The sequence below is a fragment of the Anabaena sp. FACHB-595 genome (assembly GCF_048568275.1).
Lineage (GTDB): Bacteria > Cyanobacteriota > Cyanobacteriia > Cyanobacteriales > Nostocaceae > Trichormus.
The window spans coordinates 1,193,682-1,216,479 of the sequence record NZ_CP183473.1; the positions used below are offsets into that span (position 1 = coordinate 1,193,682).

The 22,798-nt window shown below is 42.4% G+C and carries 22 protein-coding genes and 1 pseudogene; 14 read left to right on the top strand and 9 right to left on the bottom strand.

What is annotated here, in order from left to right; genetic code table 11:
- Positions 1-20: 20 nt before the first annotated feature.
- Positions 21-449 carry a VOC family protein gene (locus ACN222_RS05080; protein ID WP_010995196.1) on the bottom strand — a complete coding sequence of 143 codons (429 nt, stop codon included), beginning with the start codon at positions 447-449 and terminating at the stop codon, positions 21-23.
- Positions 450-676: 227 nt separating this feature from the next.
- A complete protein-coding gene (locus ACN222_RS05085) occupies positions 677-1,189 on the bottom strand; it encodes a TIGR02652 family protein (RefSeq protein ID WP_010995197.1) in 513 nt (170 codons plus the stop codon).
- A gap of 239 nt (positions 1,190-1,428) precedes the next feature.
- Here ACN222_RS05085 and ACN222_RS05090 point away from each other — a divergent pair, with 239 nt between their 5' ends.
- The 3 genes from ACN222_RS05090 to ACN222_RS05100 all read left to right on the top strand — a co-directional run bounded on the left by ACN222_RS05090 (position 1,429) and on the right by ACN222_RS05100 (position 3,696).
- Positions 1,429-1,959 (top strand): gamma carbonic anhydrase family protein, encoded by a 531-nt coding sequence (locus ACN222_RS05090; protein ID WP_044520801.1) that lies wholly within the window; start codon positions 1,429-1,431, stop codon positions 1,957-1,959.
- Positions 1,960-2,179: 220 nt separating this feature from the next.
- Positions 2,180-2,305: a photosystem II protein Y gene (locus ACN222_RS05095; protein WP_010995199.1), complete on the top strand. Its 126-nt coding sequence runs from the start codon at positions 2,180-2,182 to the stop codon at positions 2,303-2,305.
- 137 nt (positions 2,306-2,442) lie between these two features.
- Positions 2,443-3,696, top strand: a complete 1,254-nt coding sequence (locus ACN222_RS05100) for a bifunctional folylpolyglutamate synthase/dihydrofolate synthase (RefSeq protein WP_010995200.1) — start codon at positions 2,443-2,445, stop codon at positions 3,694-3,696.
- A gap of 30 nt (positions 3,697-3,726) precedes the next feature.
- Here ACN222_RS05100 and ACN222_RS05105 read toward each other — a convergent pair whose 3' ends face one another.
- Positions 3,727-5,025, bottom strand: a complete 1,299-nt coding sequence (locus ACN222_RS05105; RefSeq protein ID WP_096637242.1) for an ABC transporter substrate-binding protein — start codon at positions 5,023-5,025, stop codon at positions 3,727-3,729.
- Positions 5,026-5,258: 233 nt separating this feature from the next.
- Here ACN222_RS05105 and pilM point away from each other — a divergent pair, with 233 nt between their 5' ends.
- The 4 genes from pilM (at position 5,259) to ACN222_RS05125 (ending at position 10,574) form a co-directional block, all read left to right on the top strand.
- The gene (pilM, locus tag ACN222_RS05110) at positions 5,259-6,365 is read left to right on the top strand and encodes a type IV pilus assembly protein PilM (protein WP_010995202.1); all 1,107 of its coding nucleotides are present in this window, start codon (positions 5,259-5,261) and stop codon (positions 6,363-6,365) included.
- 102 nt (positions 6,366-6,467) lie between these two features.
- Complete coding sequence (locus ACN222_RS05115) at positions 6,468-7,235, top strand: PilN domain-containing protein (protein WP_010995203.1); 768 nt, start codon at positions 6,468-6,470, stop codon at positions 7,233-7,235.
- The gene (locus tag ACN222_RS05120) at positions 7,232-7,993 is read left to right on the top strand and encodes a hypothetical protein (RefSeq protein WP_010995204.1); all 762 of its coding nucleotides are present in this window, start codon (positions 7,232-7,234) and stop codon (positions 7,991-7,993) included. Before ACN222_RS05115 ends, ACN222_RS05120 begins: the two co-directional genes overlap by 4 nt.
- Positions 7,994-8,102: 109 nt before the next feature.
- The gene (locus ACN222_RS05125) at positions 8,103-10,574 is read left to right on the top strand and encodes an AMIN domain-containing protein (RefSeq protein WP_010995205.1); all 2,472 of its coding nucleotides are present in this window, start codon (positions 8,103-8,105) and stop codon (positions 10,572-10,574) included.
- A gap of 164 nt (positions 10,575-10,738) precedes the next feature.
- On the opposite strand, the gene ACN222_RS05130 is transcribed toward ACN222_RS05125, so the two are convergent.
- From ACN222_RS05130 to ACN222_RS05145, 4 genes are all read right to left on the bottom strand, one after another.
- A complete protein-coding gene (locus ACN222_RS05130) occupies positions 10,739-11,242 on the bottom strand; it encodes a GNAT family N-acetyltransferase (protein WP_199315774.1) in 504 nt (167 codons plus the stop codon).
- A 99-nt stretch (positions 11,243-11,341) separates the two neighbouring features.
- Positions 11,342-11,668 (bottom strand): helix-turn-helix domain-containing protein, encoded by a 327-nt coding sequence (locus ACN222_RS05135; protein ID WP_010995207.1) that lies wholly within the window; start codon positions 11,666-11,668, stop codon positions 11,342-11,344.
- Positions 11,665-12,036: a type II toxin-antitoxin system RelE/ParE family toxin gene (locus ACN222_RS05140; RefSeq protein WP_010995208.1), complete on the bottom strand. Its 372-nt coding sequence runs from the start codon at positions 12,034-12,036 to the stop codon at positions 11,665-11,667. Before ACN222_RS05140 ends, ACN222_RS05135 begins: the two co-directional genes overlap by 4 nt.
- A gap of 146 nt (positions 12,037-12,182) precedes the next feature.
- Entirely contained in the window at positions 12,183-12,623 is a 441-nt protein-coding gene (locus tag ACN222_RS05145; protein ID WP_010995209.1) for a cyclic nucleotide-binding domain-containing protein, read from the bottom strand.
- A 199-nt stretch (positions 12,624-12,822) separates the two neighbouring features.
- On the opposite strand from ACN222_RS05145, the pseudogene ACN222_RS05150 reads away from it, so the two are divergent.
- The 6 genes and pseudogenes from ACN222_RS05150 (at position 12,823) to ACN222_RS05175 (ending at position 20,834) form a co-directional block, all read left to right on the top strand.
- Positions 12,823-15,831, top strand: a pseudogene (locus ACN222_RS05150) (UPF0182 family protein).
- Positions 15,832-16,002: 171 nt separating this feature from the next.
- A complete protein-coding gene (locus ACN222_RS05155) occupies positions 16,003-16,227 on the top strand; it encodes a hypothetical protein (RefSeq protein ID WP_044522780.1) in 225 nt (74 codons plus the stop codon).
- 23 nt (positions 16,228-16,250) lie between these two features.
- On the top strand, positions 16,251-17,447 hold the full coding sequence (locus ACN222_RS05160) for a pyridoxal phosphate-dependent aminotransferase (protein ID WP_010995213.1): 1,197 nt from the start codon (positions 16,251-16,253) through the stop codon (positions 17,445-17,447).
- Between the two features lie 181 nt (positions 17,448-17,628).
- On the top strand, positions 17,629-18,066 hold the full coding sequence (locus tag ACN222_RS05165) for a secondary thiamine-phosphate synthase enzyme YjbQ (protein ID WP_010995214.1): 438 nt from the start codon (positions 17,629-17,631) through the stop codon (positions 18,064-18,066).
- Between the two features lie 225 nt (positions 18,067-18,291).
- Positions 18,292-19,329, top strand: coding sequence for a class II fructose-bisphosphatase (gene glpX, locus ACN222_RS05170; protein WP_010995215.1), 1,038 nt, complete (start codon positions 18,292-18,294; stop codon positions 19,327-19,329).
- A gap of 218 nt (positions 19,330-19,547) precedes the next feature.
- The gene (locus tag ACN222_RS05175; protein ID WP_010995216.1) at positions 19,548-20,834 is read left to right on the top strand and encodes a glutamyl-tRNA reductase; all 1,287 of its coding nucleotides are present in this window, start codon (positions 19,548-19,550) and stop codon (positions 20,832-20,834) included.
- A 105-nt stretch (positions 20,835-20,939) separates the two neighbouring features.
- Here ACN222_RS05175 and ACN222_RS05180 read toward each other — a convergent pair whose 3' ends face one another.
- Together ACN222_RS05180 and ACN222_RS05185 are read right to left on the bottom strand one after the other, a co-directional pair.
- Entirely contained in the window at positions 20,940-21,650 is a 711-nt protein-coding gene (locus ACN222_RS05180) for a Uma2 family endonuclease (protein ID WP_010995217.1), read from the bottom strand.
- A 155-nt stretch (positions 21,651-21,805) separates the two neighbouring features.
- Positions 21,806-21,979 carry a helix-turn-helix domain-containing protein gene (locus ACN222_RS05185; RefSeq protein ID WP_231865511.1) on the bottom strand — a complete coding sequence of 58 codons (174 nt, stop codon included), beginning with the start codon at positions 21,977-21,979 and terminating at the stop codon, positions 21,806-21,808.
- 214 nt (positions 21,980-22,193) lie between these two features.
- Here ACN222_RS05185 and ACN222_RS05190 point away from each other — a divergent pair, with 214 nt between their 5' ends.
- A complete protein-coding gene (locus ACN222_RS05190; RefSeq protein ID WP_010995218.1) occupies positions 22,194-22,784 on the top strand; it encodes a metalloregulator ArsR/SmtB family transcription factor in 591 nt (196 codons plus the stop codon).
- The last annotated feature ends 14 nt before the right edge of the window (positions 22,785-22,798 follow it).

A 22,798-nucleotide genomic window follows, 5' to 3' on the forward strand; every position in this document is an offset into this window, starting at 1 on the left:
TATAAAAGTACGCTATAAACTCAGTTAAGTTTCGCTAAAACTCGAATAAATTCCAGTGGCAATCCATCAGTGTCAGCGATAAAGGCCACTTCAAAAATGCGATCGCCTATTTGCTGTTGTGTCGGTTCTAAAAGTATCTTCAATGGTGATAGTTCTGTTACCTGTAAAACACGTTCTTGTAAATTTGTCAACCAACTAGGTAAATCTGGAGTCGTCTCAGTTAAATCAAATGACAAATGATAATAACCCACATAATGCTCATCTGCAAAAGCATCTGGGGCTGGTTTTGGTTCAGGAATTTGGATCAGTTCAATTCTGCCGCCCAGTCCTTCCATCCAGCAAGCAAGGGTATAGCCTGTAGTGAAGCGTTCACAGACCGTAAATCCTAGTATTTCATAAAAGGCGATCGCGCGATGGATATTCGCAGTCCGAATAGAGGCGTGGTGCATGAATCAATTCAAAATTCAAAATTCAAAATTCAATACATTCACCCACAAGGGGGAGCCATTCTCGTGGGCGGTGAGTGCAGCCATCCGCCCACCAGGGGTGAGGTTTTGTTGGCATAGCCTTCCCGTAGGGTACATAGCTTTTTCCTATAAAGTTTTCGCTTGTAGTGGTCAGTAGTCAGTTGTGGATAACTACTGACCACTGACCACTGACCACTGACTACTGACTCTTATTCAAATAATCGGAAATAAGGGTAGCGCACAGGAACACCCGGTTCTTTATCCAAATCAAAATTAATCACTTCCCAACAAGGATCATCTGTTGAGTCGGGACTAAATTCCACAGGTAAGCCGTATAGTCTCGCCGATGAGGTTTCCGGCTGTCCAGAACGCCAAGGTGTGCTGCGTTCTAAATAACCACTCATCAATTCCTGATAACGCTTGGCGATAACTACCCTTGTAGCTCTGTAGCCTTGGGTATATAGCTTATCTAAAGCTTCGTGGATTTCAAACCGAATACCATCGGGATGAGTATGCTGTCGATACCATTCGTTGTTCCATCTCCGCCAATGGCGACCAGACTGTAGATGAACTAGCTCTCCGTTTTTGGGATTAGCTTCAAAAGCGCCATGACGAGGACACAAATAGGTATCAGTCAGTGTCAGCGCCGGAATGGTTTGGCGACAATGGGGACACTGAATATCAGGGCCAAATATAGGGTACTGCAAGGCTGGATTCATCATGAAGTGCGTACAAACATAATTTCGTATTCACCAGCACCAGTGGGTTGGATTTTACACTTCGGCTCCACCATACTGGGGGAATTGTTCGTTGCTGCAAGTATACGGTATCGCAGCCAGAACAATTTTCACCGTTGTCTTCCTCAATTTGGAGGTGAGACTCTGTGATATTCTGGTTTTGCAACCAGCCTCCAAGGATGGAGTTATTCCAGTGTTCCTGGGTACCATATTCATATTCTATCGTGTCTACCACTTCTTACTGGCCTTCTCCCGATTTTTCTCAAGCCGCCTTCATCGCCGCCAATGCTGTTGTTATGGGTTCAGTCAAAATAGCAGCAGGAGCAAGCATTTGGTACGGAGCAGTAGTGAGGGCAGATGTGGAAAGCATTGAAATTGGTGAATGCACAAATATTCAAGATGGAGCCATTTTACACGGTGATCCTGGTTTGCCAACAGTACTAGAAGACCATGTGACCGTCGGACATCGCGCGGTCATTCATTCTGCCCACATTGAACGTGGCAGTTTGATTGGCATTGGCGCAGTAATTTTAGATGGAGTCCGCGTAGGTGCTGGTAGCATCATAGGTGCTGGATCGATAGTAACTAAAAATATACCCCCGTTATCTCTAGTTGTAGGAGTTCCCGGTAAAGTTTTACGTCCCATCACCCCAGAAGAAGCCGCAGACCTGATTCAACACGCCGAACGTTACAAAAAGTTAGCATTAGTCCATGCTGGTAAGGGTAGTGATATTGGCTTTTACCCGCAAGAGTGAAGCAGGGGAAGCAGGGGAAGCATGGGAAGCAGGGGGGCAGGGGGAGCAAAGAAGAATAACTATGTCAACGGACAACTGACAACGGATAACTGACAACTGACCACGAACAAATTTAACCTTTCTTTACAAATTTATGTAGAAAAATTGCCCACTTCAGCTAAAAATAAAAATGAGGACAGTTGACAAAAATTTAATTTCTACGTGATAGAGGGGTTTAGATATGGATATTGATTTTCGTGTAGCGATCGTTTTAGCGCCAATTGCCGTTGCTGCTGGCTGGGCTGCTTTTAATATTGGTGCTGCTGCCATCAGACAAGTTCAAAACTTTTTGAACAGAGAAGCTTAAATCTCGGTTAAAAATTTTAACTTTGCACCGACTGTTCTCTTTACTGAGACAGTCGGTTTTAATCTGGGGTTGGGGAGATGAGGAAATAAATCAACAAAAACCTTACTACCAATTACCCATTACCAATTACCCATTCCGTGAATATCAATTCCCTACTGCAACCATTTCACCATTTCGGCGTTAACCTCGGACTTTCGCGGATTATCAAATTGCTGGACAACCTTGGCAATCCCCATGAGCGAGTTCCCATAATTCATGTAGCTGGCACAAATGGTAAAGGTTCTGTTTGTGCTTATCTTTCCTCGGTGTTGACTGAGGCTGGTTATCGTACAGGGCGCTACACTTCGCCGCATTTAGTCGATTGGCCAGAGCGTATTTGCCTGAATGAACAGCAGATTTCTCATGATGAATTGTGTCAATTAGTTTTAACAGTCCAAGCAGCTATTTGTTTTGATGATGAATACCCGACTTTATTTGAAGTAATTACCGCCGCCGCTTGGTTATATTTTGCCCAGCAAACAATCGATGTGGCAGTGGTAGAAGTAGGATTGGGTGGACGGTTGGATGCTACTAATGTAATTGCTGATCCTTTGGTGACAGTGATAACTTCTATCAGTCGGGAACATTGGCAACAATTGGGGCCGACTGTCGCTGATATTGCTGGGGAAAAAGCGGGGATTCTCAAACCGGGTTGTCCGGTTGTGGTTGGGACTTTGCCATCGGATGCAGAAAAAGTGGTGCGATCGCGCGCTCAAGAATTACAATGTCCTTTAATTCTGCCTCAACCTGCTCGTCAAATCTCTCCCCAATTAGCAGAATATCAAAGTATTCAAAACACAAAAACAATTAAATATCCTCTACCTTTACAAGGACAAATTCAACTCAATAATTCTGCTTTGGCACTAGCAGCTTTAGAAATTTTGCAACAAAAAGGCTGGCAGATTTCTGAAGCAGAAATTATTAATGGCATGGCAAAAACTAAATGGCCAGGGCGAATGCAATGGATTACTTGGCAAAACCACAAATTATTAATTGATGGCGCTCATAATCCGGCGGCGGCTCACGTACTCAGAAACTATGTAGATACCCTAAATAATCAATCAGTAACTTGGGTTATGGGAATGTTATCTACGAAAGACCACGCCGATATTTTTCAAGCTTTATTAAGACCAAACGACCAATTATATTTAGTTCCAGTACCAGATAATAATTCAGCTAACCCAGAGGTTTTATCCAAGTTAGCTAGTGATGTTTGTCCAAAATTAAGCACTTGTCAAACTTTTTCAAATTTACCATTAGCCATAGAAACCGCATTCAACTCAACAGATAACTTAGTAGTGTTATGTGGTTCCTTATATTTAATTGGTCATTTTTTAGCTTCTAAAGGCTAGATCACAGTAAATTATCCAATTACCAATTACCTATCGACTATTCCACTCCTGTGCCGCATCTTCTACAGCTTTATCTACCGTTTTTTCTCCCAACATTGCAGCTTGTAAGTTGTCATAAATCGCTTTTTGTAGCTTCTTAATATCCTTTAAAGCAGGGGTGAGAATTTCTGCTTGTTGTAGTTGTTGTGCGCTGACAACTCGCGCTTTTTCTACTGTAGAAGCATCAGCCGGAATATCTTTAAAATAACTATCAGCTAGCGCTTTGGTTGTTGATGGTAAAACATTTGCAGCTTTAGCAAAAGCTAATTGATTTTCGTCATTGGTGACAAATAAAGCAAATTTCACCGCCGCATCTGGTTGTTTTGTATCGCGGGGAACAACGATATTCATCACAGCTACATTTTTCTTACCCGTGTCGCCAGTAAGTTGAGGAGCAATCGCCGAAGCTTGAGCAACTTTTGGCGCATTGGTGGCGATCGTTTTCAGAAATTCAGGCCCAGAAGCTAGAAAGGCTGTTTCTCCAGATTGATACAGATCAATTGCGTGGCGATGTCCTTGAGTCAGTGCTTCTTTAGGTAATAAACCTTTTTTGTAAAGGTCTACCCAATACTGAAACGCAGCTTTTCCTTGGGGTGAATTAAAAGCCGCTTTGCCTTCAGTATCTACTAGGGTTGCTCCCATCTGTACAAAAGACTGTAAGACTTCACCGGAATCTTGCGGTACAAACGTGACAAAAAACGCGTATTTCCCTGTCTTATCTTTAATTTGTTGCGCCGCTTGTGCTAATTCTGCGTAAGTAGCAGGTGGTTTACTGATACCTGCCTGTTTTAATAAATCAGTGTTATAAATGGTTAGCCTCGTTGTGAGGTACCAAGGAACGCCAAAACTTTTGCCATTAAGAGTACTGGCTTTCCAAATGTTCGGAAGATAGGAGGAACGAGCTTCCTGCGGGACTTTTGTATCTAAATCTAACCAGGCATTTCGTCCTGCTAGTTGAGAAGCAAAATCTGGATTGAGGTTAACAACATCAGGTGGCGTTTTTGCGGAGACAGCTGTTAAAATTTTGTTCTCCATTGCCGCCCAGGGTACATCTACCCAGTTCACCTTTATACCCGGATTTTGGGTTTCAAAATTCGCAATCAGACTTTGGAAGTAGTTAGTAAATTGAGGTTGGAGTTGCATAGTCCAAAACTCAATATTTGCTGTTCCCGAAGCAGTTTGCTGTGTGTTTGTATTAACGTTTCCTGTGCTGCAACTGACCATCCAACTGGTGATTAAACCCAGCATTGCACAAGCAATAAATTTTTGAAATTTTTGCAATTGAATCATCTTACCAGTATTTTTACGCTTGATTAGGGACGAAAGCTTATGCAGAATTGTCGAGATTATAGGCTAAATTAAACCGCTTTGCGGAGTCATTAAGTCGTTAGTCATTAGTCATTAGTAAACCATATCAACTTAGGCATTAGCCCTCAAGGAATATATATACTCAAAAAACTCACAACTAATGACCACTTAAGTCAATTTTAAATTTTCACTTTAGCAGTTTGGCGGGCATAAATGTGGTGAAAAGTTTCAGTAGTCTGTTTGGCAAATCTCATAGAGGGGTAGGTGTAGAAATTGCACCAGAACGGGTGAATGTAGTTCAAATACGCAAGCAGCGCCAAGGCTTGAAACTTGAATCTTTAACATCAGTTCCAGTTCCAGAGGGGATTGTCGCTGATGGTCAAATTACCGATCCCCCAGCAATGGCTCAATTAATTCAGCAGGCGCTAGCTGAAAGCAAAATCAAAGTATCTCGTGTGGCTACTGGTGTACCTGGACGAGACTCGATTGTCCGTATCATACCTGTACCGTCAGAGTTGGATGACAAAGAATTACGGGATATGGTGTTAAACCACGAAGCCGGGTTGTATTTACCCTATCCTCGTGAGGAAGCTGATGTAGATTATCAGAAACTTGGGTACTTTGTAGATGAGGATGGCATTGAAAAGGTACGGGTTCTGTTAGTTGCTACCCGCAAGGAGGTAACAGATACATATATTAGTACTTTTGAGCAGGCAGGCTTACAAATTGGTGTTTTAGAAATTAACAGTTTTGCACTAATTCGGACAATTCGTGATCAACTGCGGCAATTTGGGCCAGAAGAAGCAACAGTACTAGTTGATATAGAGTTCGACAGTACGGAAATTGCAATCATCATTAACGGCGTACCACAATTTTCCCGCACTGTTCCCATTGGAACTTATCAAATGCAAATGGCATTTGCTAGAGCTATGAGTTTGCCCACTTCTAGAGATATGGAAATGTTACAGGGATTGGTGATTCCTGTAAATTCTGTAGATAGCGATAAAACGGGGATGACGGAAACTGACCCTGGTATGGCAGGCGTATTGCGAATCTTGGGAGAACTAACAGATGAGCTGCGCCGTTCTATTGATTTTTACTTAAATCAGAGTGAAAACGTAGAAATAGCCCAGATTTTATTGGGTGGGCCTGGTGGTGGACTAGAACAACTTCATGAGTTTTTTACTCAACGTTTAAGTATTCCTACCAGTCAAATAGATCCTATAGGGTCTTTGTCCTTGCAAGTTGATGAAGAAAAATATCCCTCTACACAACGTTCTGGTTTAGGAATAGTTCTTGGTTTAGGAATGAGGGAGGTATGATACCAATTCAAAATTATATCGGATTCCTATAGAAAAGTCAGTTTTTATCGGGATTTCCGGTTTTAAGTCTGTTTCCCTATTTTGGAGAATTGGTATAAGAGAATGTATGGATTAGATATTAACTTTCTCAAAGACCGCCCAGCTTACCAGTCTAATAACAAGTCCGAGAAAAAACAGGGTATTAAATTGCCATCTGGGAGCTTAATACCAATGTATTTGGGAGTTGGCGTAGGTCTTTGTTTCCCCATATTTGTCGGTGGTGGGTTGTTATTTTTACAGGCGAAAACTGCGGAATTAGAGCAGGCGATCGCCTTACTAGATGAAGAGAGTAAGAAGCTGGATGCAGAAATCGCCAGCATTACCAAAATCAAGGAACAGACTAGTGCTGTCAAAGCCGACACCCAGAGTTTGGTGATGGTGTTTGACCAGATTCGTCCTTGGTCAGCAATGTTAGAAGATTTGCGCGATCGCATTCCCGCAAGTGTGCAGATTGAAATTGTTAGACAAACGCCACCTACACCCCCAGCCGCAGGACAGCCCCCTGGTAATCCAGCTGGTGGGATAGAAATTACTGGCTTGGCTCGTTCCTTTAATGATGTCAATGACTTCTTATTACTCTTACAACAATCCCGTTTTTTGAAGTCTGCTGACACCAAAATTATTACAGCCAGCCTAGCAGATGCGCCAGTACAAGCTGGTAGTGGTAACAGTGCGGGAATTAAACCACCCCAAGTAGTTAAATACACTATTCAATCCAGCCTCAGTGATGTTCCAGCTTCTGAATTAATTCGGGAGTTAGAACAAAAAGGCACTGTCGGACTGGTGACTCGGATTCGAGCTATGCAACAAACAGGAGTCATTACGAGATGACGCTGAGTGAAGATTTAAATTTTGCCGAACAGGCTGCTGATGTAGATGCAGCCGCATCAAATTATCCCGTTGTCTTTGGTATTAGTTTCACACCTAAAATCATTGGCATTCTCGTAGGTGTACTGGGTCTAGCAGGCGCTTTGTATATGCTCCTCAATATGGTTATGCCAGCTTGGGATATCTATCAGCAGAAGCAAGCTCAAAGTGCCGAATTAGAAGGTCAAGTATTGCAAAAAAAAGCCACTGTTAAACAAAAGGGCCAAGTTATGGAAGAACTAGCCCAAGCCAAACAGCAAAGACAACAGGTTTTAGCTTTATTTGCTGATGAAAAAACCTTAGATACCATGTTGTTGGATCTGAATCGTTTAGTAGAAGGCGGGAATGCTAAAACTCCTCTCAATGCGGTGAGAGCTAAACTACAAAAATTTGTGCCAGCTATCCAAAAACCAGAGCCTGTTACTGATGGGTCGCTAGGACCAGCAGTTGACGGCAAGCTGAAACGCTCTAGCGTTAATATCGAAATTATCGGCACTTATGAACAAACACAATCGATTATTCGTAATATAGAACGTTTACAGCCTTTATTAATAGTTAAAGACTATCAATCAACATTAGCTAACGTACAGGCTACTGATAGGTCAGGCAAACCCATACGCAGGTTAGGCCCAGCACCAATCACCACATCTTTTCAACTGCAAGCATTAATGCCCTTAAGTCCTGAGGACGCGGCGGCTGCTCAGGCTGCGCCTAAGAAGTAGGGAGCAGGGGGCAGGGAGCAGGGGGAGAAATCTTATTCAATACTCTCTACTCAGCAGTTTTTACTTCGATATTTTTAGTTACAAGACTTTATTAGGTGAGGAATGAACTGTGAAACACGTTCATGGTAATGGTTTAGTTTTAGGTGCTGCTGCTTTCGTATTTTTGGCAGCACAGCCCGTGTCGGCGCAAACCACACAAATTACAGAAGTCAAGCTAAATCCAGGCAATGGTGGACTTAGCGTTGTTTTAAAAACTTCTGCCGGTTCTCGTCCACAAGTTTTTACAACAAAAAGAGGCAAGGCTTTAGTTGCAGATATTATTAATACGCAACTAAGACTTCCACAAGGTAATAACTTTCGGCAAGATAAGCCTGCTGCGGGAATTGCTTCCGTTGAGGTTGTGCAACTAGATGCTAATAGCATCCGCGTCATCGTCACTGGTGATAGCGACGCACCGACTAGCCAACCTGTCATCCGTCAACAAGATGGCATCACCCTCAGCTTAACGCCATCAACAGGCACTACAGCATCAGCACCAGTCACCCCCAGACCACCAGTTTCTACAACACCACCAGCTTCTACCCCAGCACAAACAGGTGTAGTCCCCAATGTGCTTGTACCTAATCCACAAGTGACAATTGATGGCAAACCAGCCCAGCCTGCTGGCCCCGGACAGCCATTAAGTCAAGCGCCGCCGTTCTTACCTAGAGCCGTTGCACCTCCTGTTGGGGATATTGCTATTTCTGCGACTGATGCTTCTCCCAGTACTATAGATTTAGGTACTCAGGAACGTGTACCTCGTCTGGTGTTGCGCGATGCACCGGTTAGAGAAGTTTTATCATTGCTGGCTCGTGCTGCTAACTTAAACTTGGCTTATATAAGTGATGGAGTTGGTGGGACACCTGCGGCTGGAGGTCAAGGTATCTCGCAAACAATCTCGCTAGATATAGAAAATGAGCCAGTGCAAGATGTGTTTAACTATGTCTTGCGTCTGAGTGGTTTAGAGGCTAACCGCAGTAATAGGACAATTTTTGTCGGGCCGAAATTACCTAACTCCACCCGTGATGTGGTGATGCGTAACCTGCGACTCAATCAGGTAAATGTAGGAGTTGCTTTAAATTTCTTGGTTGGCTTAGGGGCTGAAACTGCCGTTAGCCGTGAACGTCAAGTTACCAATGTCAATGCTGTACCGGTAGGGACTGGAGTTGCCCCTATCACCCAAACCCAAACAACCACAGAAACTAGAGTCGAAACACAAAGAATTAATTTTCAAGACTCTAATCCATTACTGAGAGGTTTACAAGCATTGGGAGACGAGCGGACAAATTCTCTCACCTTAATTGGCCCTCCCAAGCTAGTTGAAATGGCAATGAATCAACTCACTCAGCTTGATATTCGCCGTCGTCAAGTGGTAGTTAACGTCAAAATTATTGATGTTAATCTGAGTAACACCCAAGACAATAATGCCAGCCTTTCTTTTGGCATTGGGAATAATTACTTCAGTAGCGATGGAGGTGCGGCATCACTAAATATTGGTGGTCTTAATCCACCTAGTGCTGGGAATGTGCGTAATAGTCTCAACCCAACCGTGACGACTAATCCTTATAGTAGTGGTAATACTTTCCTCGATTTGACTCAATCTGTTGGACCGGTTCCAGATACGGGAGTAGACACTAGAAATATCACTATCAACAATCCAGGTGGAGGCTCTATTACTGAGACACAGGGTCAGGATCTAAACTTTGTACAGAGAAGAGCAGGGATTTCAGGAGATCCATTTGAAACTGGAATTACCGCCGTTACTCAAGGAACACCAAACATTATCAGAAGAACTACTACTACTGATCCAACAACAGGAGCAGTAACCGAAACAACAACAGTTACCGAAGGAACTCGTGGATCTATAACTGCTGCGCTACCTAGCCTATTCCAGTACCCAAAACGTCTTCTCGCTAACTTGCAAGCGCAAGTTACAAATGGTAATGCGAAGATATTGACTGACCCAACCTTAATTGTGCAAGAAGGTCAAACAGCTAATGTTAAACTGACGCAGGAAGTGGTGGGAAACATAACGAGCGAAACAACTCGTGGTGATGGTGCTTCTACACAAACTGTGACAGCAGAGAAAACAGATGTAGGTTTAACCTTAGCAGTCAAAATTGATCGGATTGATGACAATGGTTTTGTTTCCTTGTCAGTTGCTCCTGTTGTCAAAGCTCCCCAATCTTCAGCTGTAATTAATGTTTCAGGTAATAGCCAAACCATATTTTTGGTGTCTGAGCGCTCCCTTAATTCAGGTATGATTCGTCTCAGAGATGGCCAAACGCTAATTCTTTCAGGCATCATTCAAGACCAAGACAGAACAAGTGTATCTAAGATTCCTATCTTGGGTGATATTCCGCTTATTGGTTCTTTGTTTAGAAAGACAAACAGAACCAATGAGCGTAGAGAGGTAATTGTACTTCTGACACCTCAAGTTATGGATGACTCTCAAAACTCTTCTTACGGTTATAACTATTCCCCCAGTCCAGAGGTGCGGCAAATGCTTGAGCGCCGTGGTTTAAATACTCCCAGGAGGTAAGATAGTGTACCAATTCGTAACTTCCAATGCTACCTGGGGCGTTGGCGAATTGGTATTGGTAATATAATTTGAATTTCTAGACTAGCCACAAGCCTTTGAGCTTTGTGGTATCTTTTTTTGTTTATAGGTTGCTAAATACCCGACTTTTTGAAAAAGCCGGGTATCTAAACAGAAAAGTTTAGGTAGTAAATGAGTTCATCAGTTGGCTTTCCTTTGAGCAACTCTGCGTTTTTATTCACTTTCTGCAACTCAAAACCAAGCTTTTCTAGGACTTTACGGGAGGCGATATTATATTCGTTGACTGATGCGTGTAGTGAGGGAAGGGAAAAGCGTTTTTGGGTTTGAGCGATCGCCTCTAAACAATAAAGGGTAGCATATCCTTGTCTCTGGAAATCTACGAAGGTCATAAAGCCAATTTCTGCATATAGATCATCAAAAATTCCTATTTCTACAAGACCTACATACTGATTTTGGGGGTTTACAGCCGCCCATTTCAGCCAAATCATGGTTTCATTATCGGGCGATTTTTCTAAGGCAGCAAACCGGAAATTGTGCTGCACTTCTACCTGGGTGGGAATTTGCTCCTCTAGATATTCATACATCCGTGGATCACTGATGTACTGGTAGAGGATTGCGGCGTGTTGTTCTGTAACTTTTTCTAAACGCAAGATGATACTAATTCAATATTCAAAATTCAGAAAGCCTTAATTCATTTACTGTACTGGATGGCAAAGTTCTGAATCAAGTTTATTGGCTTTTATCCTGACTCATAGGGATATCACGATTTCAGCCGCTTGGTCTGGTGCATGACGAGGGCGAAGATGTAATGTGATTTCCGTATCGAGTCGCTTGAGGAAAATGAGAAGTTTGCCCTCGCTGAACCGTTGAAACTCTCCTTTCATTAGATGAGATACTTCTGACTGGGGAATGCCAAGAAGTTCACTAATTTCACGCTGTTTCAGATTGCGTTGTTTCAAGAGGTGAAGTACCTGAATCCCTATTTTGCCCCGCGTAAAAAGTTCCGAAGCATTCGACAAACCGAGGTCAGCGAATACGTTACCACTACTTTCTTCAAAAACTGGTTCCTGTGTCATTCTTGCTTCTCTCTTGCCACTGCGTCTTTATAGCGTTGTTTGATCAGATCAACATCAGCTAGTGGAGTTTTAATCCCCTGCTTTGATTTCTTTTGAAAAGCGTGCAGGACATAAATTTTCTCCCCAATCTTTACTGCATAGACTGCTCTGTAAGTATCTGTATCGTATCGTTTGACGATTTCATACACGCCACTTCCAACCCCTTTAAAAGGCTTGGCATCCATTGGTGTTTCTCCTGCTTGCACCAATTGCAGAGCATAACCTACTGATGCACGCACCTCTTCAGGAAATGATCGGATATTTTTGAGAGAGTCTCCCATCCAAACGAGAGGTCGTAAAGGAATTTCCGTAATATCCTCATCATCCATTTTATATGAAATTTCCTATAAATAAAACAAGTCAGACAATAGCATGAAATGTCCACCACACTATTTTTCTTGACTGTAATATTTTCATAATTCACATTGAGTTGAGGAATTTGGCTTTTTACTTTCTACTTTTGCAATGTTTCTCTTCAAGAACTAAATTTAGACATATTAACGTTTTCGTTCAGTCCGCGAATCAGGCGAGATAGTTCACGGATAATATTCACAGCGATTTCGGGAGTCTCTTCAATGGCATCATATAGTTGCTCTTGGGTTAATTCCAAAAATTCGCAGGGTTCTATGGTCGTTACAGAGGCGGAACGGGGTTGAGTATCAAATACTGCCATTTCCCCAAAGTATTTTCCCTGGTCTACTTCTGCTAGTTGTTTATCGCCAATATGAACTTTGACTCTACCAGACACAATAATATATAGCGATCGCCCCTCTTCCCCTTGTCTAAAAATTGTATGATTGGCGGGAAATTGCAATTCGTGCATCACTGAGGTTAGCCGCACAATAAAGTCATCCCGCAATTCTTTAAAAATCGGGACTCGTCGTACAAATAATAAACGGTCAACGCTACTGAGCATAGTTAATGGTCATTGGTTATTCTTCTTTGTTCCCCTCTGCTCCCTGCCCCCTGCCCCCGCTCTCTTTTTCAAGCCAGTATAAGCTAAAGATTCATTTAAGCCAGCAGCATAATTACCAGGGAAATTCATAATAAAGAAGAAGGTAAAGGAAAAATTCCTGATTACCTATGCCCAGAGTAATTAATTTAGCTGCCCAAGAATGTTTTGGAAATGGTGCTTTCGACTCTCAATAGTCTTTGTAGGACTTTGGCTACTCTTGGATTTGAGTTCCCGCTTGGGAGCAGAAGTTTTTTGGTTTCGAGAAGTTGGTTATCTGCAAGTATTTCTCCTACGGCTGGTGAGTCGAGGGGTTTTATGGGTGGTTGCTGCGGGTGTAACTGCTGTTTATCTGTGGGGAAATTTAGCTTTGGCGCAACGGCTAAAGTATCCCCGGTCTTTGAAGATTGCGGAGGTTAGGCGAGAAGAAGCAGAGTTGAGTGTGGGACTGAAAAACTTTCTCAGTCCTCAATATTCTCGGCTGAATGCGCCTAAGATTAATGATGCTGGACACTTAAAACCTTTCAGATTGCGTTGGCTGCTACCCTTGGCTTTTGTCTTCAGTTTATTGGCAGGGTTAATTTTAGTTCACTATGGAAAGATAGCTCTGGCTTACTGGTATCCGGCTTTTAACAAAAATAGTTTACCGATAATTACCCCATTTCGCTTAGAAACTATCTGGGAACTGGGCAGGCAAGTTTTTTCCCAAGTTTTATATCTAGGTTTGATTGTCGGAATAGCGATCGCTATTCTTATTTACTCACAATTTTTCCTCAGGGCGATCGCTGTTGTTCTCAGTGTTGTGTTTGGGACAATTCTGTTTTACAACTGGGCAAAGGTTTTACAGTATTTCTTTCCTACACCCTTCAACAGCACTGAGCCTTTATTTGGGAAAGATATCAGCTTTTATATATTTTCCCTGCCATTGTGGGAACTGTTAGAACTCTGGTTGATGGGGATGTTTTTGTACGGCTTTATTGCTGTGACTCTGACTTATCTCCTCTCAGCCGACAGTCTCAGTCAAGGAATTTTCCCTGGTTTTTCACCCCAGCAGCAACGCCATCTCTACGGTATGGGTGGTTTATTAATGTTGATGGTGGCTTTTAGCTATTAGCTGAGTCGTTATGAGTTGGTTTATTCGCCTCGTGGGGTGAGTTATGGCGCTAGTTACACAGATGTGGTCGTACAGTTACCAATCTATAACATCTTATGTGTTCTCGGATTAGCGATCGCATTTTATCTGTTGTGGCGGACAATTTTTTGGCGCGCTAAGTCTCAGTATCGCCAATTTGTCTTTTACGGATTGGGTGCTTATTTGTTTGTGGTTGTGGCAGCAGGCTCTGTCTTACCTACAATAGTCCAGTATTTGATTGTCCAGCCTAACGAATTACAACGGGAACAAACATACATTCAACGTACAATTGCCTTGACTAGGCAAGCATTTGGTTTAGAAACAATTGATGCCAGAACTTTCAACCCCCAAGGAGATTTAACTACAGCCGCTATCCAAGCTAATGATTTAACGATTCGCAACATTCGTCTGTGGGATCAACGACCATTATTAGAAACTAACCGCCAACTGCAACAATTCCGCCCTTACTATCGCTTTCCCGACGCAGATATCGACCGCTACACCTTAGAAGCGGAAGCAGCCGCAAATAGACCAGCCAGTGCTAACCAGTCGCCAGCACCAGCAGAAATTGCAGCAACGGAACGGCGACAGGTATTAATTGCAGCCAGGGAACTAGATTACAGTGCAGTCCCAGAGCAGGCGCAAACATGGATCAACCAGCATTTAATTTATACCCACGGTTACGGGTTTACCATGAGTCCGGTCAATACGGTTGGGCCTGGTGGACTACCAGAATACTTTGTAAAAGATATTGCTGGTAGTAATGAGGGCGCACTCTCTACTTCCAGTGAAGCGGTTCGTGACAGTATTCCCATTGGGCAACCCCGGATTTATTACGGTGAAATCACTAATACCTATGTAATGACTGGTACAAGGGTGAGGGAGTTGGACTATCCCAGTGGTAGCGATAATGCTTACAATTCCTATAGTGGTCTTGGTGGTATAGTCATAGGTTCTGGTTGGCGAAAGGGACTATTTGCCATGTATTTAAAAGATTGGCAAATGTTGTTTACACGGGATTTTCTACCAGAGACAAAAGTATTATTTCGTCGCAATGTCAAAAGCAGGATTCAGGCGATCGCACCTTTTTTAAAATTTGACAGTGACCCCTATTTAGTTTCTGCTGATGGTAGTCCTGCCTTTTCTGGACGAGATAACTACTTGTATTGGATGGTTGATGCTTATACAACGAGCGATCGCTATCCTTACTCTGACCCCGATAATAACGGCATCAATTACATTCGTAACTCTGTCAAAATAGTTATTGATGCTTACAATGGCAGTGTTAAATTTTACATTGCCGATCCCACAGATCCCATTATTGCTACTTGGTCAGCTATATTTCCGGGTATGTTTCAGCCACTCAGCGATATGCCAGTTACTCTCCGCAGCCATATCCGCTATCCCTTAGATTACTTTGCCATTCAATCTGAGCGGTTAATGACCTATCACATGACTGATACCCAAGTATTTTACAACCGGGAAGACCAATGGCAAATTCCCAATGAAATTTATGGCAGTGAAAGCCGTCCAGTAGAACCTTATTATTTGATTACTAGTTTACCTACGGTTCCTTTTGAAGAATTTATCCTCCTGTTACCCTACACTCCCAAACAACGGACTAACTTGATTGCTTGGTTAGCAGCGCGATCGGATGGTGAGAACTACGGTAAATTGTTACTGTATAATTTTCCTAAGGAACGCCTTGTATACGGAACAGAGCAAATAGAAGCACGTATTAACCAAGATCCAGTGATTTCCCAGCAAATTTCCTTATGGAATCGTCAGGGTTCGAGGGCAATTCAAGGAAATTTGTTAGTAATTCCCATCGAACAATCTCTGCTCTACGTGGAACCAATTTACCTGGAAGCAACACAAAATAGCTTACCAACTCTAGTGCGGGTAGTCGTAGCTTACGAAAACCGCATTGTCATGGCACAGACTTTGGAACAAGCTTTACAGGCTATCTTTCAACCAGAAGTTACACCAGCACCAGCCATTATTCGTCCTTTTGAAGAAGGTACTACCCCTGATTCGTGACTATCAAAATTTCAATTATAAAGAAAACATTAAGTATATGTACTCATATATCTTTTGAGGGAAGTTAAATAATCTTAATATTTGCAAAAATAAAAGTTATCAGCCGATTTCTACCTAAATTTGCAAAATTAGCTCTTTAGAGTCTTCACGCTCATGCAAGGCAAGTTTTTTATGTCCCAGGAAGAAAAGGAGAAGCTGTTTCATACACAGTTAGTCAAGTATGGAGTGAGATATGAAAAAGCTGCAAGAGTGGCGACGATTTTAGCCTCTGGGAAACTGGAGGAGGTATTGACAGAAGAAGAGAAGCGGCTCGTCACCGAAGCTTGTCAACAGTGGCTTCAAGGACACAAACGCCATAAACAGATCGTCTCTCTGTTCAAATATATTAAAAGTTAGATATTAAGCAATACCTATGGCTGATGACTAACTTCACTTCTCGGATGCAGGCGGTACAATCACCGATTATTCCTGTAGTTGGGGAATTAATTCAAAATTCACCTGGGACTATTTCTTTGGGACAGGGTGTGGTTTCTTATAGTCCGCCACCAGAAGCTATTGAGCTTTTGCCGAGATTTTTGGCTGACCCTGCTAATAATTTATATAAAGCTGTGGAGGGTATTCCTCCTTTGTTGAATGCGCTGACAGAAAAATTGTCTACATTCAACAACATTGAAATCACGACAGATAACTGTATTGTGGTGACGGCGGGAAGCAATATGGCGTTTATGAACGCTATTTTGGCGATTACTTCTCCTGGTGATGAGATTATTCTGAATACGCCTTACTACTTCAACCACGAGATGGCGATCACCATGGCTGGTTGTCGTGCAGTGTTGGTAGAAACCGATGAAAATTACCAACTGTGTCCAGAGGCGATCGCTCAAGCTATTACCCCAAAAACTCGCGCGGTGGTCACAATTTCCCCCAATAATCCTACAGGTGTTGTCTATTGCGAAGATTTGTTACGTAATGTAAATCAAATTTGCGCTAATTATGGCATCTATCACATTAGTGATGAGGCTTATGAATACTTTACTTACGATGGTGTAAAACACGTTTCTCCAGCCTCATTTGCAGGGAGTAGTGAGTATACAATTTCCCTTTATAGTCTTTCTAAAGCTTATGGGTTTGCCAGTTGGCGAATTGGTTATATGGTAATTCCCAAACATCTGCTTGTCGCCATTAAAAAAGTCCAAGACACAATTTTGATTTGTCCGCCTGTGGTTTCTCAGTATGCAGCTTTGGGAGCATTACAAGCAAAACCAGAGTATTTACAGGATCATATTGGAGCGTTGGCGCAGCCTGCCGTAGGCATCGCTCAAGTCAGACAAATAGTATTCGACTACCTCAAGCAACTGCAAGGCTTATGTAATATTACTCCCGCCGATGGTGCTTTCTATGTTTTTCTAAAAGTGCATACTCAGATAGATGCTTTTGCATTAGTCAAACAACTAATTCAAGAATATAAAGTGGCTGTAATTCCGGGGACAACTTTTGGCATGGAAAATGGTTGTTATCTGCGGGTTGCTTACGGTGCTTTGCAAAAAGATACAGTCAAAGAAGGTATTGAAAGGTTAGTACAAGGATTGAAAACAATTTTAGATACAGGAAAATGAGATAATAATTTTCATAATCCATCATTCAGAAGTCAGAATCAATAAGACTTTGATATTACAGCTTAGTGCTTTGAATAAAATTAAAGCTATTATGATTGATTAATTTTATAGTCAGTCTAAATTTGCACTGCTGATTTTTGATTTTTTGCCAATAAGTTGGTTATTTAATATCGAATTTGTTATGTCCATATTCAATAAAATCATCGAAATAGAAACAGAAGCAGGAATTAATATTTACAACATCACTACCTATCTCAAGGACTTTTTAGCTGCTACTGCAATTCAAAATGGGCAAATTTTAGTTTTTTCACAACACACAACCACTGCTTTAGCAATTAATGAAGATGAAGTTAGATTATTAGAAGATATAAAAGTATTTTTGCGGAAACTGGCCCCGGAGTCGGAACGTTACTTGCATAACGATTTACATTTAAGAGTTGTGCCAGAAGATGAACCGATGAATGCTCATTCTCATTTAATGGCAATGATGTTAACGACTAGCGAAGTTATCCCTGTCATAGAGGGAAAATTAGCATTAGGAACTTGGCAATCTGTATTGTTTTTCGAGTTAGATGGCCCCCGTAAAAGAAATGTGCTGCTGCAAATTTCTGGGGAATAACTTCACGGGTAAATCATTGAAAATGCGGGTGAGCAATACAAAAGAAAGTTAGTACTTAAGTACTGTTTTGGGTGCTGTTGGCGTGGAAATACATGACTTAGCAGCAAAACTTAACACAGATGCAAGTAGATACTATTTTCCACAGGTATCCGCCCTTTGGTAGACTTGAAAACTGAAATGGCTAGAAAAAACGACGGAAAGTCAAGCAGTTGAGAGGGCGACTCTGTGGAAAATACACTTGGATTAGAGATTATTGAGGTAGTTGAGCAAGCCGCGATCGCATCCGCAAAGTGGATGGGTAAGGGCGAAAAGAATACTGCTGACCAAGTAGCAGTAGAAGCAATGCGCGAGCGCATGAATAAAATTTATATGCGCGGTCGCATCGTAATTGGGGAAGGGGAACGTGATGACGCGCCCATGTTGTATATCGGGGAAGAAGTTGGTATTTGTACCCAACCAAATGCTGACCAATTATGTAACCCCGATGAATTAGTAGAAATTGATATCGCTGTTGACCCCTGCGAAGGTACAAACCTCGTAGCTTATGGTCAACCCGGCTCAATGGCAGTTCTGGCTATTTCCGAGAAAGGTGGATTATTCGCTGCGCCTGACTTCTACATGAAGAAATTAGCCGCACCTCCAGCCGCTAAAGGCAAAGTAGACATTAACAAGTCAGCTACGGAAAACCTCAAGATTCTTTCCGAGTGTCTAGACCGTTCTATTGACGAACTTGTAGTAGTCGTCATGAAACGCGATCGCCACCAAGGTTTAATCAAAGAAATCCGCGACGCTGGCGCAAGAGTACAACTGATTTCTGATGGTGATGTAGGCGCAGCAATATCTTGTGGTTTTGCGGGGACTAACGTTCATGCGCTCATGGGTATTGGTGCTGCACCTGAAGGTGTCATTTCCGCAGCCGCTATGCGTGCTTTGGGCGGACACTTCCAAGGTCAATTGATATACGATCCAGAAGTAGTGAAAACAGGCTTGATTGGGGAAAGCAAACAAGCAAACCTTGACCGTCTCAGCTCTATGGGTATCAATGACCCTGATAAGGTTTACGATGCTCATGAACTAGCATCAGGTGAAAATGTTCTCTTCGCCGGTTGCGGTATCACCTCTGGTAATCTCATGCAAGGTGTACGCTTCTTCCACGGCGGTGCTAGAACTCAAAGCTTGGTTATTTCCAGCCAGTCACAAACTGCTCGTTTTGTGGACACAATTCACATGGCTGGACAGCCCAAGACTGTGCAACTGCACTAGGAATTAGGGAACGGGGATTAGGGACTGGGGACTAGGAAGCCAAGGAGCAGGGAGCAGGGGGAGCAGGGGAAGCAGGGGGAGTAGGGGAAGCAGGGGGTAAATTTCATCCCCAATCCCCAGTACCCAATCCCCAGTACCCAATCCCCAATCCCCAACCCCCAATCCCCAATCCCCAACCCCCAATCATTAAATAACCCATTACTAATTACCGATAAGAAATGAATATTGCAGTGGTGGGGTTAAGCCATAAAACAGCCCCAGTTGAAATTCGGGAAAAGCTGAGTATTCCAGAACCACAGACAGAAAGTGCGATCGCACAACTTACCAGCTATCCTCATATTGATGAAGTCGCCATTCTCAGCACCTGTAACCGTCTAGAAATTTACATCGTTGCGGGTGAAACAGATCACGGTATTCGAGAAGTAACTCAGTTTCTTTCCGAACACAGTAAATTGCCAGTGCATTCCCTACGTCAGCACTTATTTGTCTTGCTACATGAGGACGCAGTTATGCACATCATGCGAGTGGCGGCTGGATTGGATAGCCTCGTACTAGGCGAAGGTCAAATTCTGGCTCAGGTCAAAAATACTCACAAACTGGGGCAGCAATATAACGGTATAAAAACAATTTTGAATCGATTATTTAAACAAGCGCTGACAGCAGGTAAGCGAGTCCGCACGGAAACTAGCATTGGTACTGGTGCAGTTTCCATCAGTTCCGCAGCTGTGGAGTTAGCGCAAATAAAAGCTGAAAATTTAGCAGCTTGCCGAGTCACAATTCTCGGTGCTGGTAAGATGTCACGGCTGTTAGTGCAACACCTCGTTTCTAAAGGTGCTACACAAATCAGTATTGTCAATCGTTCACGAGAACGCGCCCAAGAATTAGCAAAGCAATTTTCAGAACACCCCATTCGTACTCATTTGCTTCCAGAAATGATGACAGTCATTGCTGAAAGCCATTTGGTGTTTACAAGTACCTCCGCAACAGAGCCAATACTTGATCGGGCTAAATTAGAAATGGTTTTAGCACCAAACCAGCCCCTCATGTTATTTGATATTTCCGTACCACGCAACGTCCATACAGACGTGAATGAACTGGTCAACGTCCAGGCTTTCAACGTGGATGATTTAAAGGCGGTTGTAGCCCAAAATTACGAAAGCCGCAGGAAGATGGCTCAAGAGGCAGAACGGCTTTTAGAAGAAGAAATTGAGGCTTTTGATATTTGGTGGCGCAGTTTAGAAACTGTGTCTACAATTAGCAGTCTGCGGAGTAAAATCGAAACCATCCGCGAACAGGAATTAGAGAAAGCCTTATCAAGATTGGGTTCAGAATTCGGCGACAAACATCAAGAGGTGATTGAAGCCTTAACAAGAGGTATTGTTAATAAAATTTTACATGACCCGATGGTGCAATTGCGGGCGCAGCAAGATGTTGAAGCCAGAAGGCGCTGTATGCAAACCCTGCAAATGTTGTTCAACCTAGATGTGGGTGAGCAGTTTAGTTAATTAGGGATTTAGGGGTGTAGGGGTGTAGGGGTTTAGGGGTTTAGGGGTTTAGGGGAAAGAGTAAAACTAAATTTTTCCCTCACACCCTCACGCCCTCACACCCTTCTAAATCTCCTCTGGATTTATACCCCGTTCTTGCAGTCGTGTCATTAAATCTTGATATTTTTGGCGTTCTTGCTCAAGTTGTTGGAGAGCAACCTCTTTAGCTTGGCGTTCTTGTTCAGCAAGTTGATGTTCTTGTATCCTTAATTGCTCAATTTCAACTGGGGTAAGAAACTTTTGTCCATCAGGACGGTATATTTCTAAAGTTTGCGGAGTAAGTTCAAATCTTATTTTTAAATGAGGACTTATGAACCCATGAATTTGGGGAATTTCTTGCAGCCAATCTTCTGAACGCAAGAAACCTGTTAATTCATTGTCATCTGGGTCGTAAATATAATATTCTTCAACTCCGTAGCGTTGATAAAATAAAAGTTTATTAGCCATCTCCTTAGATTTGTTACCAGGAGATAAGATTTCAAATACCACCTGAGGAGGAATGTTATCTTCTTCCCATTGCTTATAAGAACCCCTATCTCCTTTGGGTCTACCAAATGCTACTAAAGTATCAGGTGCTTGCTTAATATTAGGATTACCTGCAACTGGATACCAAAATAAATCTCCGGCTATGAATACATCTGGTTGCGTTGCAAATAAAATTTCTAAATTTTCTTTAATTGTTACTATCCAGCGAAATTGCTTGGTATTATCCGCCATCGGTTGTCCGTCGCTTTCGGGGTAGATGACCTCAGATGCGGTACTGGGAGTAATCACCATAATGCTACACCTCCACTCTTGGTCTTTTTCATAGTTTAGTTGGTGGAGATGGTACTTTTCTAGTTATTGATGGTATTTATGTACTATAAATAAATGAGCGATCGCCACACGATATTATTATCTATAGCGATCGCTCAAACTTATTGCCTAAAAACTCACAAATTTCTCGTTCTAGCTCGGTAATCTAATAGCGCACCCTGACTAACCACCGTGCGTCCATTTCTCTTGTGAGTGGGTATTTGTCCTTTTTGCAGAGCCATATACAGAGAACTTTGATCCATTCCTAAGAATCTAGCAGCTTGGACAAGCGAAGCACCTTGTCTAGCCATACCGCGATTCCTTCTTTTCCGGCGTGACAGAAATCTCAACATAGCAAAATGTAAAGAACAACTTAAGAAAACTCAACTTTTTGCAGAACGAATCGCAAAATTAACATTAATTCAAAAATCACCAAAGCAGAGCTTGTGCTGCATCAGATGAGGGCAGCATTAGTAATTCGATCTAGCTCTAATTAGATTGTGATCGAATTAAGTATAACAAATTATGAAACAAGAGCAATTTCAGACCCTACTGCAATTTTTTAAAGTTTTAGCTGATGAAAGCCGATTGAAAATTTTAGGGATTCTAGCAAATCAGGAATGCAGTGTCGAAGAATTAGCAGCGTTTATGCGGCTCAAAGAGCCAACAGTTTCCCACCATTTGGCAAGACTCAAAGAGCTAAATTTAGTCACAATGCGCCCAGAGGGTAATAGTCGCATATATCAGTTAGATAGTGAAGTTTTGCAAAGCATCAGCAAAGAAATTCTCTCTCCCGAAAAGATAGCCTCCTTAATAGAGGACGTAGATACTGAAGCCTGGGAAAGCAAAGTTTTAAAAAACTATTTGGAGACAAGCACAAACAGCACTGAAGGAGTGCAACGGATTAAAGAAATTCCCGCTAGCCGGAAAAAGCGCCTAGTTATTCTCAAGTGGTTGGTAAACAAATTTGAGTTAGGCATCAATTATTCAGAACAAGAAGTGAACAATATTCTCAATCGCTACCATCCCGATTACGCCACATTACGACGAGAGTTGATTAGTTACAAGTTAATGCAGCGAGAAAATGGGGTTTACTGGCGGTTAGCAGAAATCTAGGTCAATATAGTTGA

Coding starts and splice junctions, on each gene's coding strand:
- ACN222_RS05080 (WP_010995196.1), bottom strand. CDS start 449: ATGCACCACGCCTCTATTCGGACTGCGAATATCCATCGCGCGATCGCC.
- ACN222_RS05085 (WP_010995197.1), bottom strand. CDS start 1,189: ATGATGAATCCAGCCTTGCAGTACCCTATATTTGGCCCTGATATTCAG.
- ACN222_RS05095 (WP_010995199.1), top strand. CDS start 2,180: ATGGATATTGATTTTCGTGTAGCGATCGTTTTAGCGCCAATTGCCGTT.
- ACN222_RS05105 (WP_096637242.1), bottom strand. CDS start 5,025: ATGATTCAATTGCAAAAATTTCAAAAATTTATTGCTTGTGCAATGCTG.
- ACN222_RS05115 (WP_010995203.1), top strand. CDS start 6,468: ATGTATGGATTAGATATTAACTTTCTCAAAGACCGCCCAGCTTACCAG.
- ACN222_RS05120 (WP_010995204.1), top strand. CDS start 7,232: ATGACGCTGAGTGAAGATTTAAATTTTGCCGAACAGGCTGCTGATGTA.
- ACN222_RS05135 (WP_010995207.1), bottom strand. CDS start 11,668: ATGACACAGGAACCAGTTTTTGAAGAAAGTAGTGGTAACGTATTCGCT.
- ACN222_RS05140 (WP_010995208.1), bottom strand. CDS start 12,036: ATGGATGATGAGGATATTACGGAAATTCCTTTACGACCTCTCGTTTGG.
- ACN222_RS05145 (WP_010995209.1), bottom strand. CDS start 12,623: ATGCTCAGTAGCGTTGACCGTTTATTATTTGTACGACGAGTCCCGATT.
- ACN222_RS05155 (WP_044522780.1), top strand. CDS start 16,003: ATGTCCCAGGAAGAAAAGGAGAAGCTGTTTCATACACAGTTAGTCAAG.
- ACN222_RS05160 (WP_010995213.1), top strand. CDS start 16,251: ATGACTAACTTCACTTCTCGGATGCAGGCGGTACAATCACCGATTATT.
- ACN222_RS05165 (WP_010995214.1), top strand. CDS start 17,629: ATGTCCATATTCAATAAAATCATCGAAATAGAAACAGAAGCAGGAATT.
- ACN222_RS05175 (WP_010995216.1), top strand. CDS start 19,548: ATGAATATTGCAGTGGTGGGGTTAAGCCATAAAACAGCCCCAGTTGAA.
- ACN222_RS05180 (WP_010995217.1), bottom strand. CDS start 21,650: ATGGTGATTACTCCCAGTACCGCATCTGAGGTCATCTACCCCGAAAGC.
- ACN222_RS05185 (WP_231865511.1), bottom strand. CDS start 21,979: ATGGCTAGACAAGGTGCTTCGCTTGTCCAAGCTGCTAGATTCTTAGGA.
- ACN222_RS05190 (WP_010995218.1), top strand. CDS start 22,194: ATGAAACAAGAGCAATTTCAGACCCTACTGCAATTTTTTAAAGTTTTA.